This window comes from Pseudomonas fluorescens (assembly GCF_018614655.1).
Lineage (GTDB): Bacteria > Pseudomonadota > Gammaproteobacteria > Pseudomonadales > Pseudomonadaceae > Aquipseudomonas > Aquipseudomonas fluorescens_BX.
Map to the genome: position 1 here is coordinate 50,073 of NZ_JAGGOG010000022.1, position 14,359 is coordinate 64,431.

At 59.2% G+C, this 14,359-nt stretch carries 12 protein-coding genes; 5 read left to right on the forward strand and 7 right to left on the reverse strand.

Features of this window, described 5'->3' with window-relative positions:
* Positions 1-2: 2 nt before the first annotated feature.
* Positions 3-629 (reverse strand): glutathione S-transferase N-terminal domain-containing protein, encoded by a 627-nt coding sequence (locus tag J7E41_RS22180; protein ID WP_214996256.1) that lies wholly within the window; start codon positions 627-629, stop codon positions 3-5.
* Between the two features lie 70 nt (positions 630-699).
* On the opposite strand from J7E41_RS22180, the gene J7E41_RS22185 reads away from it, so the two are divergent.
* Positions 700-930: an AbrB/MazE/SpoVT family DNA-binding domain-containing protein gene (locus tag J7E41_RS22185; protein WP_214996258.1), complete on the forward strand. Its 231-nt coding sequence runs from the start codon at positions 700-702 to the stop codon at positions 928-930.
* A gap of 74 nt (positions 931-1,004) precedes the next feature.
* On the opposite strand, the gene J7E41_RS22190 is transcribed toward J7E41_RS22185, so the two are convergent.
* Together J7E41_RS22190 and J7E41_RS22195 are read right to left on the reverse strand one after the other, a co-directional pair.
* Positions 1,005-1,583 carry a GNAT family N-acetyltransferase gene (locus tag J7E41_RS22190; protein WP_214996260.1) on the reverse strand — a complete coding sequence of 193 codons (579 nt, stop codon included), beginning with the start codon at positions 1,581-1,583 and terminating at the stop codon, positions 1,005-1,007.
* Positions 1,584-1,653: 70 nt separating this feature from the next.
* Positions 1,654-4,011 carry a DNA polymerase II gene (locus J7E41_RS22195; protein WP_214996262.1) on the reverse strand — a complete coding sequence of 786 codons (2,358 nt, stop codon included), beginning with the start codon at positions 4,009-4,011 and terminating at the stop codon, positions 1,654-1,656.
* Positions 4,012-4,242: 231 nt separating this feature from the next.
* Here J7E41_RS22195 and J7E41_RS22200 point away from each other — a divergent pair, with 231 nt between their 5' ends.
* A complete protein-coding gene (locus J7E41_RS22200; protein WP_214996264.1) occupies positions 4,243-6,474 on the forward strand; it encodes a TonB-dependent receptor in 2,232 nt (743 codons plus the stop codon).
* Positions 6,475-6,574: 100 nt separating this feature from the next.
* Positions 6,575-9,667, forward strand: coding sequence for an autotransporter outer membrane beta-barrel domain-containing protein (locus tag J7E41_RS22205; RefSeq protein WP_214996266.1), 3,093 nt, complete (start codon positions 6,575-6,577; stop codon positions 9,665-9,667).
* Positions 9,668-9,680: 13 nt separating this feature from the next.
* Here J7E41_RS22205 and J7E41_RS22210 read toward each other — a convergent pair whose 3' ends face one another.
* The 3 genes from J7E41_RS22210 to J7E41_RS22220 form a co-directional block, all read right to left on the reverse strand.
* Complete coding sequence (locus tag J7E41_RS22210) at positions 9,681-9,998, reverse strand: protealysin inhibitor emfourin (protein ID WP_214996268.1); 318 nt, start codon at positions 9,996-9,998, stop codon at positions 9,681-9,683.
* A gap of 10 nt (positions 9,999-10,008) precedes the next feature.
* On the reverse strand, positions 10,009-11,052 hold the full coding sequence (locus J7E41_RS22215) for a M4 family metallopeptidase (RefSeq protein ID WP_214996270.1): 1,044 nt from the start codon (positions 11,050-11,052) through the stop codon (positions 10,009-10,011).
* Positions 11,053-11,231: 179 nt separating this feature from the next.
* Complete coding sequence (locus tag J7E41_RS22220) at positions 11,232-11,693, reverse strand: SRPBCC family protein (RefSeq protein ID WP_214996271.1); 462 nt, start codon at positions 11,691-11,693, stop codon at positions 11,232-11,234.
* Between the two features lie 130 nt (positions 11,694-11,823).
* On the opposite strand from J7E41_RS22220, the gene J7E41_RS22225 reads away from it, so the two are divergent.
* On the forward strand, positions 11,824-12,234 hold the full coding sequence (locus J7E41_RS22225; RefSeq protein WP_214996273.1) for a GFA family protein: 411 nt from the start codon (positions 11,824-11,826) through the stop codon (positions 12,232-12,234).
* A 21-nt stretch (positions 12,235-12,255) separates the two neighbouring features.
* Here the strand turns inward: J7E41_RS22225 and mrdA are convergent, their stop codons facing one another.
* Positions 12,256-14,148 (reverse strand): penicillin-binding protein 2, encoded by a 1,893-nt coding sequence (gene mrdA / locus J7E41_RS22230; RefSeq protein ID WP_214996275.1) that lies wholly within the window; start codon positions 14,146-14,148, stop codon positions 12,256-12,258.
* Between the two features lie 15 nt (positions 14,149-14,163).
* Between mrdA and J7E41_RS22235 the strand changes: the two genes are divergently transcribed.
* The coding region (locus J7E41_RS22235) for a hypothetical protein (protein WP_214996277.1) at positions 14,164-14,359 on the forward strand (196 nt) is incomplete at its 3' end.

A 14,359-nucleotide genomic window follows, 5' to 3' on the forward strand; every position in this document is an offset into this window, starting at 1 on the left:
TTTCACCCCCTCTGCGGCCAATGCCGCGCAAACACCGGCGCCACACTTGATTCAGCATCCACTCGCGCCAGAATCCGGGCAAATTCAAACCGTGATTGTTGCAATGCATCCCGACCACCCGACCAGCGAGAAACGGCCGCCGCCATGATACCCAAGGCGTTCGGGTCGCCACATGCGCTGAATAGTTGCCCGGCAAACTGATCGGCAAATACCTCCCAGGCCAGATGCAGACGTCGACGCGCCCCGCTGACCAACTGCGCCTGCAACCCGTTGTCATCGCTGTCCAGCCAACGTTGCGGATAGTCGATGATGCCAATTGCCGAGTAACAGTTGGCGGCGATATACACCAGCCCTCGAATGACTTGGGCGGGGTCTGCGGGCAACAGGCTTGAGGCGGGAAACGCCAGGCCAAGGTGAATCAGTATCGCGGCGCTTTCCGTCAGCACACTGCCATCGGGCAATTGCAGGGTGGGAATCTGCTTGAGCGGATTAATCCTGGCCAGGGCCTCGCTACCCACGCTGTCTTCCCAGGAACAGGCATCGACCTGCCGCCACGCTACGCCGCAGCGTTGCAAGGCGATTTCGATCATGCACGAGCCGGTGCCTTGGGTTCCGTAGAGGGTGTACACGGTATTGAGCCTCCTGGCAGATAGTCGAGGTGTTAGGCTAGGACGTTCAATCGCTTAACGGAAGCCCAACATGCACAGCAAACAAGTCATTATCGAAGACTGGAACGGCGACGGCGCCATCCGCCTTCCGGATGAAACCTTGCAGGAACTGGGTCTGGATGTGGGCGATACGCTGTATATCGTCGAGACCTACATTGGCAACCAGAAGAGCTTTGTGCTGTCGACCACGCCGAAGATTGCGGACCGGATGGATGAGTTGGTGGAGGAGCTGAGCCATGAAGCCGGGACAGCCTTGCGCTGACTCTGGCTTAACCCCCGTGGTAGCTGTCGAGCGCAAGCGAGNNCTCGCTTGCGCTCGACAGCTACTACAGGGGTTCAGCGAGATAGCTTTGTCAGCAACATTGCCTTCACCTGCGACCATTCCGAATCGATGATGCTGAAGCGCACCGAATTGCGCTTGCGTCCGTCGGGCATGATGCGCTCATGGCGGACGATGCCTTCCTGGGTGGCGCCGATCCGTAGAATCGCTGCCCGGGACTTTTCGTTGAGTTCATCAGTGGTGAACTGAACCCGCACACACTCCATTACCTCGAAAGCGTGGGTCAGCAGCAAGAGCTTGGCTTCGGTGTTGATCGCGGATTTCTGCGCCGATTCGCTGAGCCAGGTGTGACCAACCTCCAGCTTGCGGTTGACCCGGTCGACCTTCCAGAAACGTGTACTGCCCACCACTTGGCCCGTGTCGCGACGCACGATGGTGAACGGCATCACCGTACCCGCATCGCGTCCGGCCAAAGCGACAGCGATGTACTGTTCAACGGTATCGGGACCGGGGACGTTGGTCACCTTGAGGTTCCACAATTGCCCGTCGGCGGCGGCGCGTAGCAAGGTCGCCGAGTGTTCCCGTTGCAGAGGCTGGAGTTCGACCGTGGTACCGGTCAGCGTGATGTCGATCATGGGGAGGCGCGCCGTGTGATGGTCGTCAGAGATCAAGATTGCAGGCTCTGTGAACCTCAATGCAAGTCTTTCAGAACAGCCCCATCTGGCCACCGACCAAGGTGGCGAAGTCATCATTTACGAACGGCAAAATCGCATCGGCCACCGGCTGCAATTGTCGGGTGACGTAGTGATCGTAATCAATCGGCGCCTGGCGCACTTCCAGGGGCTCCGGGCCGTTGACGGTGATCACGTAGCTGATCCAGCCGCCATTCTGATACTGACGCGGACGCCCCTGGCGGTCGTTGTATTCATCTGCCAACCGCGCGGCACGCACGTGAGGTGGAACGTTGCGCTCGTAGTCGCCCAATTGCCGGCGCAGTCGCTTGCGGTAGATCAGCAACTCATCGAACTCACCGCTCAGGGTGCGGCGCACGTAGTCGCGCACATAATCCTGGTGAGGTTGGCGGTGAAAGATCCGCTGGTAGAGCTCTTGCTGGAATTGCCGGGCCAGGGGCGACCAGTCGCTGCGCACGGTTTCCAGGCCCTTGTAGATCATTTCTTCGCTGCCGTCGGCACGAGTGACGAGGCCGGCATAGCGCTTCTTGCTGCCCTCCTCCGCACCACGAATGGTCGGCATCAGGAAGCGGCTGAAGTGGGTTTCGTATTGCAGTTCCAGAGCGCTTTGCAAGCCGAACTCGTTGAGCAAGCGCTCGCGCCACCACTGGTTCACGTGCTGCACCAGGTCCAGGCCGATGCGCGTGGCATCCTCCTGGGTATGGGTGCTGCCGAGCCAGACGAAAGTGGAGTCGGTGTCACCGTAGATCACTTCATACCCCTTGGCCTCAACCAGTTCGCGGGTCTGGCGCATGATCTGGTGGCCGCGCAAGGTGATGGACGACGCCAGGCGTGTGTCGAAGAACCGGCAACCGCTGGAGCCGAGCACGCCATAGAAGGCGTTCATGATGATCTTCAGGGCCTGGGACAGCGGCGCGTTGTGTTCACGCTTGGCCACTTCACGACCTTCTGAAACCCGGGCCACAATCGACGGCAGGCAGTGCCGGGTACGAGAAAAACGGGCACCGCGAAAGCCTTCCACCGACTCACTGTCGTCGGGGTAGCGCAGGCCTTCGATCAGGCCCACCGGGTCGATCAGGAAGCTGCGGATGATCGACGGGTAGAGACTTTTATAGTCCAGCACCAACACCGATTCATAGAGGCCGGGACGTGAGTCCATGACAAACCCGCCGGGGCTGGCCTGGGGCGGCTTGTCGCCGAGGTTCGGCGCGACAAAACCCTGGCGATGCATCAGCGGCATGTACAGGTGAGTGAAGGCCGCCACCGAGCCGCCGTTGCGGTCAGCCGGCAACCCGGTAACGCTGGCCCGCTCCAGAAGGAACTTGAGCAGGTCGGTCTTGGCGAAAATCCGCGTCACCAGCTCGCAGTCCTTGAGGTTGTAGCGCGCCAGCGCGGGCTTGTCCTCGGCGAACATGCGGTTGATTTCGTCCATGCGCTGGTACGGCGTAGAGATGGATTTACCTTCGCCGAGCAAGGTCTGGGCGACGTTTTCCAGGCTGAACGATTCAAAGGTCCAGGTGGCCGAGCGCAAGGCTTCAATGCCGTCGATGATCAGCCGTCCTGCGGCGGCGGCGAAGTAGTGGTTGCGACTGCCATGTTCGCGCCAGCCCATGGCATCACCGCCACGGCCCAACAGCAACGGCACGTTCAGGCGCTGGGCGTGCTCGTGGAGTACCCGCAGGTCGAACTGCACCAGATTCCAGCCGATGATTGCATCCGGATCATGGGTGGCAAGCCACTGGTTCAGGCGCTCAAGGAGTTGAGCGCGGGTGTCGCAATAGTCGAGTTTGAAGTCCACCGCGTCGCTCTTGTTGGGCGGACCGAGCATGTACACCTGGCGCTCACCGCAGCCTTCCAGAGCGATGGAATACAGATCGCCCTGAGCGGTGGTCTCGATGTCCAGGGACACCAGTTTCAGCGGTGGGCGATAGTCGGGCGCGGGTTTCATCTGCGCGTCCAGCAGCATTCCACCCTCGCCTGGCGTCCCGCCAAACCACACCGGCGCGGTGATAAAGCGTTCCATCATGTAGCGTTCGGGTGGGCGCACATCGCCTTCGTAGACGTCGACGCCGGCTTTACGCAGGCGCTTTTCCAGGTCCATCAATTGTCGATGCTGGTGGGTGTAGAGCCCCAGCACCGGGCGGTGATGGAAGTCGCACAAATCAAGGGCGCGCAGTTCAACGTCGCGCTCGCCCTTGAGCAGCAACTCGGTGGGCTTGCGGTGGGCGACCGGGATAAACATCACCGACGGCTGCACGGGTAGGCGGATATGTCGAGGCCCCCGATCGGTGGCCAGCCAGAAACTGACTTCGGTCCCCGCCGGGGTATCGCGCCAATGCCGGGTCAGGACAAAACCCTGCTGTAAATCCACCGTACCGCACCTCAAGAATCGCTTTCAGGGCGTGATTCTACTCGGCATCCCGCCAAACGCGGCACGTTAACGGAAATTTCCTGCACACACGCAGACAGCAATCCGACAAAACTATTGCAAGTCATTAATGGTAATTATTATCATCCGTACCGGAGTCGTATTCGCGCAGTGAGGAAGCGCAACGCTGTTGCCCCTTTTCCTCAAATTGACGGTACGCCGTCAGGACCAACCATGCCCAGTCCCGCCCGACTCGCTGCGCCGTTTCGCCCCACCCTGCTCGCCCTTTGCTGCTCCCTGAGCTTCGCCGCTCACGCTGCCACTCCACACACCCCGCAGGATGCGAACAGCGGTCAGGACGACAACACGCTGGAGTTGGGCGCCACCAGCATCAGTGCGCCAGCCATCACCCCCAACGCCCTGCCCCCGGTGTATACCGGCGGCCAGGTGGCTCGCGGTGGGCAGTTGGGTGTGCTGGGGAACCAGGACATCATGGATGTGCCGTTCAGCATGTCTTCCTACACCGAAAAACTGATTCGTGACCAGCAAGCCGAAACTGTCGGCGACGTGTTGCTCAACGACTCGTCCGTGCGCCAAGCCTCGGGCTACGCCAACCAGGCCCAAGTCTTTGTGATCCGTGGTTTGCCCCTCAATGGCGACGACATTTCCTATAACGGCCTGTACGGCATCCTGCCGCGCCAGATCATGTCTACCGACGCCCTGGAACGGGTGGAGGTGTTCAAGGGCCCCAACGCCTTTATCAACGGTGTGACACCCACCGGTTCCGGTATCGGCGGCGGTGTGAACCTGCAACCCAAGCGCGCCGATGATGTGCCCTTGCGCCGGTTCAGCACCGATATCAGCAGTGACGGTCGCGTGGGCGAGCACCTGGATATCGGCCAGCGCTTTGGCGAAGACAACCGCTTCGGCGTACGGGTGAACCTGTCCCAGCGTGAAGGCGATACTGGCATCGATGATGAGAACCAGCGTTCGAAACTGTTTGCCGTGGGCCTGGATTATCGCGGTGATGCACTGCGCTTGTCGGGGGATTTTGTCTACCAGAAACAGCGGGTCAATGGCGGGCGTAATTCGGTGTTCTTCGGTACCGCAACCGAGGTGCCCAAAGTGCCCTCGGCTGATACCAACTACGCGCCACAATGGGGTGCCACCGACATCGAAGACACCTTCGGCATGCTGCGCGGCGAGTACGACCTCAACGACAACTGGACAGCCTATCTCGCCGCTGGCGCCAAGCACACCAAGGAAAATGGCCGCTACTCCTCAGTGACCCTGACCGACAACCTGGGTAACGCGAACGTCACCGGCTCGCGCATTGCCCGCCAGGAAGACAACACCAGCGCCATGGCCGGTCTGAACGGCAAGTTCCAGACCGGGCCGGTGAGCCACAAGCTAAACGTCGGGCTGACCGGTATCTGGACCCAAGCCCGCAACGCCTACGACTTTGACCTGACCAAACACGCCAGCAATATTTACAACCCGTCCGACGTACCTGAGCCCAAACCGGGTGGTTTCAAGGGCGGCGACCTGGGCGATCCGGGCATCACCGCCAAAACCTTCGTGCGCAGTGCCGCAGTGTCCGACACCCTGGGCTTCATGGATGATCGGTTGCTGATCACGGCAGGTGTACGACGCCAGGAAATGGTGGTCCAGGGCTACGCTTATGGCACCGGTACCCGCACCGCCAACTACGACGCGTCGATCACTACTCCGGTCTACGGCATCGTGTTCAAACCGTGGGACCACGTGTCCCTCTACGCCAACCGCATCGAAGGCTTGGCCAAGGGGCCGACCTCGCCGGTGTCGGCCGGCGGGGTCAAGGTCACGAACGGCAACCAGACCTACGCACCGGCACGCTCGAAACAGCTGGAAGCCGGCGTCAAGGTCGATATGGGTACCTACGGCGCTACGTTGGGTGTGTACCGTATCGAGCAGCCTAGCGATGGTTATTCGTTGATTAACGCGGTTGGGACTTCGGCGACCTATGTGCGCGAAGGCAAGCAAATCAACAAAGGCGTAGAACTCAACGTCTTCGGCGAACCGCTGGATGGCTTGCGACTGCTGGGCGGCGTGACTGTCATGGACACCGAACTCAAAGACACGCAAAACGGCACCAACGACGGCAACCGCGCCATCGGTGTGCCGACCTTTCAGCTCAATGCTGGCGTGGATTGGGACGTGCCCGGCCTGCAAGGCGTGACTCTCAACGGCCGCATGCTGCGTACCGGCGGGCAATATGCCGATGCGGCCAACAACCTCAGCCTGCCGACCTGGAACCGCTTCGACGTGGGTGCACGCTACAACTTCAAAGTGGCTCAGCGGGATGTGTCAGTGGGTGCCACGGTGGAGAACGTGGCCAACAAGAAGTATTGGGAATCGGCGTTGGGTGGGTATTTGAGCCAGGGTGAGCCGCGGGTGGCGAAGCTGTCGGCGACCATCGATTTCTGATTGCAGCATCTGTTACCAGCGCACCTAATTGTCGAGGTGGGCTGGTAATATCAAAGCGCCATATAGGAAGATAGCGTTATACGAGAAAAGGACTTCCAGCATGTCGTTTACGCCCCGCCGTCTTGCCCTGCATATTTCATTGATCGTTTCCGGCGTTTGGTTTTCCCAGGCCAGCCAAGCACAAATCGAAATTCGTACACCGACTATTGCTGCTCAATCCATGGGCAGTGGCGGCAATATGGACCCCAGTCTATGGGTCAGAGACGCTGGCCGTATCAACGCCGTGGAGACTGCCGTCGAAATACGCAAGGTCCCGTTCTGGAGCCCCAGTATTCGTATCAATAACGACGGCCAGATTGTCTCCTCTGCCGCGGCGGCAATTGCCACTCCTGGCGTCCATAACGGCTACGGCTATTACTCCATCAACAATACCGCTGGCGCGTTAATTCAAGGCGAAAATGATGCCATTCGGATCAGTGCAGACCTGAAAAACGACGGCGAGATCAATCTCAAGAACAGCGGTACGATCCGGGCGTTGAACGGACAAGCCCTGGACCTCAGCTCCGTAGTGGGAGAACGCGCCCGCACGACTATCGAGAACCAAAAGGGCGCGGTTATTCGGGCTGATGCCGGCGACGGTGTCCGTACCGGCTCTCATGCGCGCCTCACCAACGATGGGGAAATATCCACCGGCGACTCCCCAAGCGCTGCAGATAGGTTCGACGGTATCAACACCGGCTCTGCAATCGATACACGAATCTCCAATTCAGGCCTGATCTCGGGCGGGCGCAATGGTGTTTCAGGGGATCATATCGACCTGAGTAACGCAGGCACGATCATCGGGCGTAACGGTGCCGGTGCTGTATCCGTGAGCGACGGTAGTTTTTTCAACAATAATGGCACGATCACTGGCGGGCAGGATGGCCGACAAACCAACGTTGATGGCGACGGCGTACGGATTGGTGGCATTGCCAATGTCAGCAACAGACAAGGCACTATACAAGGCACCGGATCCAGCGGCGTGGACAAGAACGGTCGAGCCAATACCAGCGAAGGTGTGTCGATTGGCGGCGGTTACGTATTCAACGGTGCAGCCCCAACCCGTGGAGAAACACCGGGAATCATCATAGGAGCCAACAACGGCATTCTGGTCAGTGATGGCCAGGGCGGCTCGGCAGTGGCCGCTACTACCTTGAGGACTTATGGTGTTATCCGAGGGCTCGACGGTTTTGGTGTGAAGTTCATCGGCGACTTTGATGATCAGGTTTTCAACGGCGGCCTGATCAGTGGCACCAATGGTGTTGCCCTTGACCTGGGAGGTGGCAACGATACCTTGACGCTGAACAAGGGTGCCATTTTTGAAGGGTTGGTGGACGGAGGAACGGGTCATAACACAATGATTCTGGAAGCCTACCAATACCCTTATTATTATCCCGGCCAAACACCTGATGGAACCGTGGGCGATACCCGTAACTTTGAGTCGTTGCAGGTCCGTAACGGTTATTGGGTGTTCAATGGTCAAGGTGACTTCAGCCAGGACGCCCAGGTGTTCAACCGTGCACTGCTGGATAACCAAGGGGGTATCGCCGGTACTGTGGTGGTTGACCAGGGTGGCGAGTACCAAGGACGTGGATCGGTCGGCAACTTGATCATCAACGGCCGACTAACCACCAACACCCAAGTAGGAGCACCGCAGGTCAACGGCAACCTGACGATGGCACCCGGTGCTACGTTCTATTTTGCTACCAATGCGGACGGCAGCACTGCGACAACCCGTGTTGCCGGCAATGCCAGTCTCAATGGTGCTCGCTTTTCGCTGAACACCGGCAGCGACTTCAACTACCCGTGGCACAGTCGCTACACAGTACTTGAAGCCGGTAGCATCACCGGAACCTTCGATGATTCCGAGCTCCGTTACTATGCCTTTCTGACCCCGAAACTCAGCTACGAAGCCAACAGGGTAGACCTGAGTTACACACGTAACGACATTGATTTCATGGAGTACGCCCGTACCGCCAACGGCGCCCGAGCGGTTCAGAGCATCGAGTCAATCAGTTGGAGATATCGGGATGATATATACGGCCCATATCTGCCGTTTTTTTGGCAACCGAACCCGTTAAACGACGCCCTGCTCAATACCTCAGAAGCCACCGCCAGCGCCGCCATCGAAGCCCTGGCCGGTAGCAGTAACGCCAACCTCAGCAGCGCCACGCTGACGGCCAGCTCCCTGGTCGGCACGTCAATGCTGTCCGCCATGCGTCAGATGGGCAACGGCGCAGGCTTGCTGGTGGGGCTTGAGTCGACACAAACCCCGGAGCTGGCAGCCACGGGCGTACCGAGCGGCGCACGCAACCTCAATGACCCGAATGCACGTGGCCGCGTCTGGCTGCAGGGCATAGGCAGCTATGGCAAGCTCGACGGTCAACACGGCAGCGACGGCATGCAGCAGCGGACTCAAGGCAGTTTGTTGGGCGTCGATTGGTCCCTATCGCCGATCTGGCGCCTGGGTGTAGTGGGCGGTTATTCAAAGACCGACCTGGACAGCCATAACGTTGATAACAAACTGCGCAGCTGGCACGTCGGTGGGTATGCCGTGCGCCAGGACGGTCCGGTGGCCCTGCGCCTGGGTGCCGCCTACAGCCATCATGCCGGCGATAACAAGCGCACGGTCGAGTTCGAAGGTTTCAGCGACAAGCCAAAAGGCAATTACGACGCCGACAGCCAACAAGCATTTGCCGAACTGGGCTATGCCTTGGGCAGCGGGCGCTTGAACATCGAGCCATTTGCCAACCTCGATTATCAGCGCTATCACCGCGACAGCTTCACCGAAAAAGGCGGCATTGCGTCACTCAAGGTTGATGCCCAGACCCAGGACAACTTCAGCAGCACATTCGGCATGCGCCTGGCGCATCTGAGCCAACTGGACAATGGCATCAGCCTTACACCGCGAGCCAGCCTCGGTTGGCGACATGTGTATGGCAACATCGACAGTGAAACCCGCCAGGCGTTTGTGGTGGGTGGGAATGCATTCAACGTCGAAGGCAGCGCGCTGGATCGCGATAGCCTGATGGTTGAAGCAGGGCTGGATGTCGGCTTGTCTGCACGACATACCCTGAGCGTCGGCTACAACGGTGAATTGGGTAGCAACAGCCGCAATCACGCCGTGGTCGGGCAGTGGCAGATGAGTTTCTGAGGTCTCGGAAACCTCAGGACACCAGCCCTTTTTTCCACAGTTGCACCAGTTCTCCAGGCGCCTGGTCTTCCGGCACCTGGAGCATGAACTGATCATCTCGGTCATCTTGGCGAAAGCGCACTTCAATCTGATAGAAGCGCTGGTCGCCCCGCCCCGACTCGGATGAGGTCAACGGCAGGCAGCCCTTCAGCAGGCTGCAAATCTGCTCGCGCTCATCCGGGTTGTACTGGGCAAATTCGATTTCACGGGGCCGACTCAACATCGCCGTCACGCCGCCCTGACGGGAAAGCCGGACGGTAGCGTCGCTGCCCAGGGGTGGCAGTTCTTTCATTGCATTCTCCTCATGCCAGGTTCACGCCCACACCTGCCCAGGCTTTCTGTACCGCCTTGCCCTGGGTGACGCCAAATCGTTCGCGGGCATGCTCGACGGTCAGTGTGGCAAATGCCTGGAAGTCCGCATCGTTATCCAGGCGCTTATCGCACAAAGTGTCGTACCAGATCTGCCCCGCCTCCACCCAGGCTGAGCCGCCCAGGGCGATGGCGGCCAGATAAAACGCCCGGTTGGGGATGCCGGAGTTCAGGTGGACTCCGCCGTTATCATCCTGAGTCACGACAAAGTCACGCATATGCGCCGGTTGCGGGTCCTTGCCCAGTACCGGGTCGTCATAGGCAGTGCCGGGGTGGGACATGGAACGCAGGCCCTTACCCTTGACCTTGTCAGTGAGTAAATCAGCCCCAATCAACCAATCGGCCTGTTCGGCCGTCTGCTTGAGGACGTATTGCTTGGTAAGGATACCGAATACGTCAGAGACCGATTCATTGAGGGCCCCGGACTGGTTGCGATAAACCAGGCCCGCCTCGCTCTCGGTGATGCCGTGCGCTAACTCATGAGCCACGACATCCAGGGATCGGGTGAAGCGCTGGAACACCTCACCATCACCGTCACCAAAGACCATCTGCGCGCCATTCCAGAAGGCGTTGTCGTAGCCTTCGCCGTAGTGCACGGTGCCCGCCAGGGCCAGGCCTCGGTTGTCGATGGAGTCGCGCCCATAGATCTGCCAGAAAAAGTCGTGAGTGGCGCCCAGTGCGTCATAGGCCTCATCCACCGCCGCATCGCCACTGGCCCGCTGGCCCTCGGCCCGCGTCAGGGCACCGGGCAGGACGGTCAAGTGTTGAGCATCGTAGATATGGCGTTGCAACGTGCCGGGGGAGGCTTTCTCTGCCGCCGCACCCATCGCCGATGCAAGCCCCGGATTGGGTAACAGACGGCGAACATGGGTCAAGGTGTTCAGCGCCCGGGAGCGTTGCCACTCTGAGCCATGGTCTATCAAACGATGGAGAATGTACGGCGGGATAAATCCCGGATATTGACCTTGACGGGGCATGCGCGTGCTCCTTGTCGGGCGGCTGTCGATACTGTTGTGATCGAGTTTAGCGCTAGAGGTTCGTTTTCATCGGGTGGAGTGCTGGACACTGACGTGGGTAAAAGTGCACCGGATGCCAGCGAGCAAAGTGTGTGGGTGACCTACACCGGTATGCTGGAGATCACCACGGGGCACGAGGGCTAAGGGAACTTGGTCAGGTGAATCTCTATGTTGTTCATCTGCTCGTCCCAGCCACGGGAGTTCATCTTGAAGGCTTTCTCACGGCGCGACTGAGGGATCGTGAGAAAACCTGACTCGACCACCCGAAGCAAGGTGCCTTCGGCGTAGTCTTCGAGGGCGAACTCCACCAGCGTCGGAGTCTCCGAGTCGTAGTCGATCCCCTCTTCTATCGCATAAGGGTGCCAACTGAAAGAGAACAGCTTTTGCGGTTCAATCCGTTCGATTCTTGCATTCCATTTAACATGCTCGTAACCCGGAAATGTGATCTGGGCTGCAATCGCCTGGCCTGGTACAAACTGTTTTCCCTTAAGGTCAATTCCGAACCAACTACCAAATTGCTCGGCATCGGTCAGCGCCTGCCAGACCCGTTCGTGTGGGGCCTTGAGCAGCACTTTTCGTTCAATGCGATCATGTACGTCCATAAGTCACCTCCTTCATTGACAGTAGGCTACATCGACCAATGCGCAACCTTTCAGTACCACATCACGGTACGAAACTATCGGCGTGCAAGGTAGATTGATTGGCCACTTTTTATTCAGACAAGGCTGATACATGAACGATCCACTGAAACCGCTCCACGGCAGTTGCTGTTGCAAAGCCGTGCACTACCAGGTGGATGGCCTGGACATGCCCATCAGCCACTGCCATTGCCACAGTTGCCGCAAAGTCCATGCCGCGGCGTTCGTCACCACCGCTGGCGTCATGCGCGAGCACTTTCGCTGGACTCAAGGCGTAGAGCTTTTATCGTCCTTCGAATCGTCGCCGGGAAAGCTCAGGCATTTCTGCTCGCAGTGCGGCTCGCACCTGATGGCTGAACGCAAGCATCAGCCCCATGTGATTGTGCGCGTAGCAACGCTGGATGACGATCCGGGAGAGCAGCCGACGTGCCATATCTGGACGTCCCATGATGTGCCGTGGCTGTCTTACGAAGGGCTGGAGCAGTGGGACGAGTGGAAGGCATGAGCGGGCTCATGCCTTCCCACTTCAGACGTGGGGATCGCCCGGCGGTTTGCTCGGGGTCGCGTATTGCGGCTTCAAGTGGCCCTCCTGGTCCAGCAACCAGGCATCCATGATCTGCCGTACAACCGGACCCGCCACGCGACCGCCTGCCTCACCGTTTTCGATCATCACGGATATCACGATTCTGGGATGTTCCGCCGGAGCGAAACCGACGAACAAGGCGTTGTCTCGGTTGCGCTCCGAGGTCTTCAACCGGTTGTAACGCTCACCCTGTTTGATCGCTACCACTTGCGCGGTGCCGCTCTTGCCGGCAATGCGATATTGCGCGCCTGCGGCGGCGGCCCGGGCGATGCCCCGTGGATCGTGCATCACTAATTGCATACCGTGGTTGACCTGCTCCCAGCCACGCGGGTCCTTGAGGACGACGTTGGGCATCGGGTGTTCATCCACCGGTGGCACACCATTGATGGTCTTGGCCAAATGCGGTCGGTTCCACACACCTTTATTGGCAATCAGCGCGGTGGCCTGGGCCAGTTGCAGCGGCGTGACCTGCATGTAGCCCTGGCCGATGCCGAGGATCACGGTTTCCCCCGGGAACCAGGGCTGGCGCCGAGTGGCACGCTTCCAGGCCTGGGATGGCATCAAGCCCGCAGACTCCTCGAACATGTCCAGGGAGACTTTTTGGCCAAGGCCAAACTCAGCCAGGTAGTCGTGCAAGCGATCGATGCCCAATTTGTGGGCCAAGTCATAGAAGTAGGTGTCGTTGGAACGCATGATCGCCGCGTCCATGTCCACCCAGCCGTCGCCGCTGTGGTTCCAGTTGCGGTACTTGTGATCGAAGTCCGGGAGTTGGTAATAACCGGGGTCAAATACACGGGTCTGGGCGGTGACGACACCGCTGTCGAGCCCGGCGATGGCCACTTCCGGCTTGATGGTAGAGCCGGGCGCGTAAAGCCCACGCAGGACCCGGTTGAACAGCGGCCGATCAATGGAGTCGTGCAGCGCCGCGTATTCCTTGAAGCTGATCCCGGTGACGAACAAGTTCGGGTCAAAGCTCGGCTTGCTGACCATGGCCAAGACTTCGCCGGTCTCCGGATCAAGGGCGACCACTGAACCTCGACGATCCCCCAAGGCTTCTTCGGCGGCTTCCTGGAGCTTGACGTCCAGGCTGAGGACTATGTTTTTGCCGGGGATCGGATCGGTGTGCTTGAGCACCCGCAGAACCCGGCCTTGTGCGTTGGTCTCGACCTCTTCATAGCCCACGTGGCCATGCAGTTCCGACTCGTAGAAACGCTCGATACCGGTCTTGCCGATAGACTGCGTGCCACGGTACTCCACCGAGTCGAGCGCCTTGGATTCTTTCTCGTTGATGCGGCCGACGTAACCGATGGAATGGGCAAAGTGCGCGCCCAGCGGGTAGTGACGGACGAACTGCGGTTCAACGTCCACCCCGGGAAGGCGGAACTGGTTGACGGCCAGCAAGGCAATCTGCTCTTCGGTCAGCTCATAGAACAGCGTCACGGGCACGAAAGGATGGCGGGCCTGCTTCATGGCCTTATCGAACAACGCCCGGTCTTCGGCAGGCAGGTGCAAGAGACTGACAATGGAGTCGAGCTCGCCCTTTAGGTCTGAGGCGCGCTCACGGGTGATAATCAGGTTGTAGCTCGGCCGGTTATCCGCGAGCACCACACCATTGCGGTCGTAGATCAAGCCACGAGTAGGTGTAATGGGCAGGACGTGGACCCGGTTGTTTTCGGAAATCGTGGAGTGATAGTCAAACTCCACCACCTGCAGAAAATACATGCGCCCTACCAGGGCACAGGTAATGCCGATCACAAGCAGCGCGCAAGCCAGCAGCCGCTTGTTGACCAGACGGTTTTCTTTTTCGTGATCTTTGATCGGTATCGGTTCAGGCATTTCTACAGCATCTCGTTGGATAAGGTCGACGCCGCTTCCTGCGGACGAACAATCAGTCCCTATGAAAATGTGCTGCACCATACCAAAAATGCGGAAACACTTTGTATCGTTTTCCCAAACGGTAATCTTTTCAGAACCATTCGTGCGTTTCTCTCCACCTCGGTTCTCTGGATATTTGACACCGCTAACGTCTCAACAACGTCAGCATGCA

Excerpts from the sequence above, each read along its gene's own strand:
- J7E41_RS22190 (WP_214996260.1), bottom strand. The coding sequence starts at position 1,583 with ATGATCGACATCACGCTGACCGGTACCACGGTCGAACTCCAGCCTCTG.
- J7E41_RS22220 (WP_214996271.1), bottom strand. The coding sequence starts at position 11,693 with ATGGACGTACATGATCGCATTGAACGAAAAGTGCTGCTCAAGGCCCCA.
- J7E41_RS22200 (WP_214996264.1), top strand. The coding sequence starts at position 4,243 with ATGCCCAGTCCCGCCCGACTCGCTGCGCCGTTTCGCCCCACCCTGCTC.
- J7E41_RS22215 (WP_214996270.1), bottom strand. The coding sequence starts at position 11,052 with ATGCCCCGTCAAGGTCAATATCCGGGATTTATCCCGCCGTACATTCTC.
- J7E41_RS22185 (WP_214996258.1), top strand. The coding sequence starts at position 700 with ATGCACAGCAAACAAGTCATTATCGAAGACTGGAACGGCGACGGCGCC.
- J7E41_RS22225 (WP_214996273.1), top strand. The coding sequence starts at position 11,824 with ATGAACGATCCACTGAAACCGCTCCACGGCAGTTGCTGTTGCAAAGCC.
- J7E41_RS22210 (WP_214996268.1), bottom strand. The coding sequence starts at position 9,998 with ATGAAAGAACTGCCACCCCTGGGCAGCGACGCTACCGTCCGGCTTTCC.
- J7E41_RS22205 (WP_214996266.1), top strand. The coding sequence starts at position 6,575 with ATGTCGTTTACGCCCCGCCGTCTTGCCCTGCATATTTCATTGATCGTT.
- mrdA (WP_214996275.1), bottom strand. The coding sequence starts at position 14,148 with ATGCCTGAACCGATACCGATCAAAGATCACGAAAAAGAAAACCGTCTG.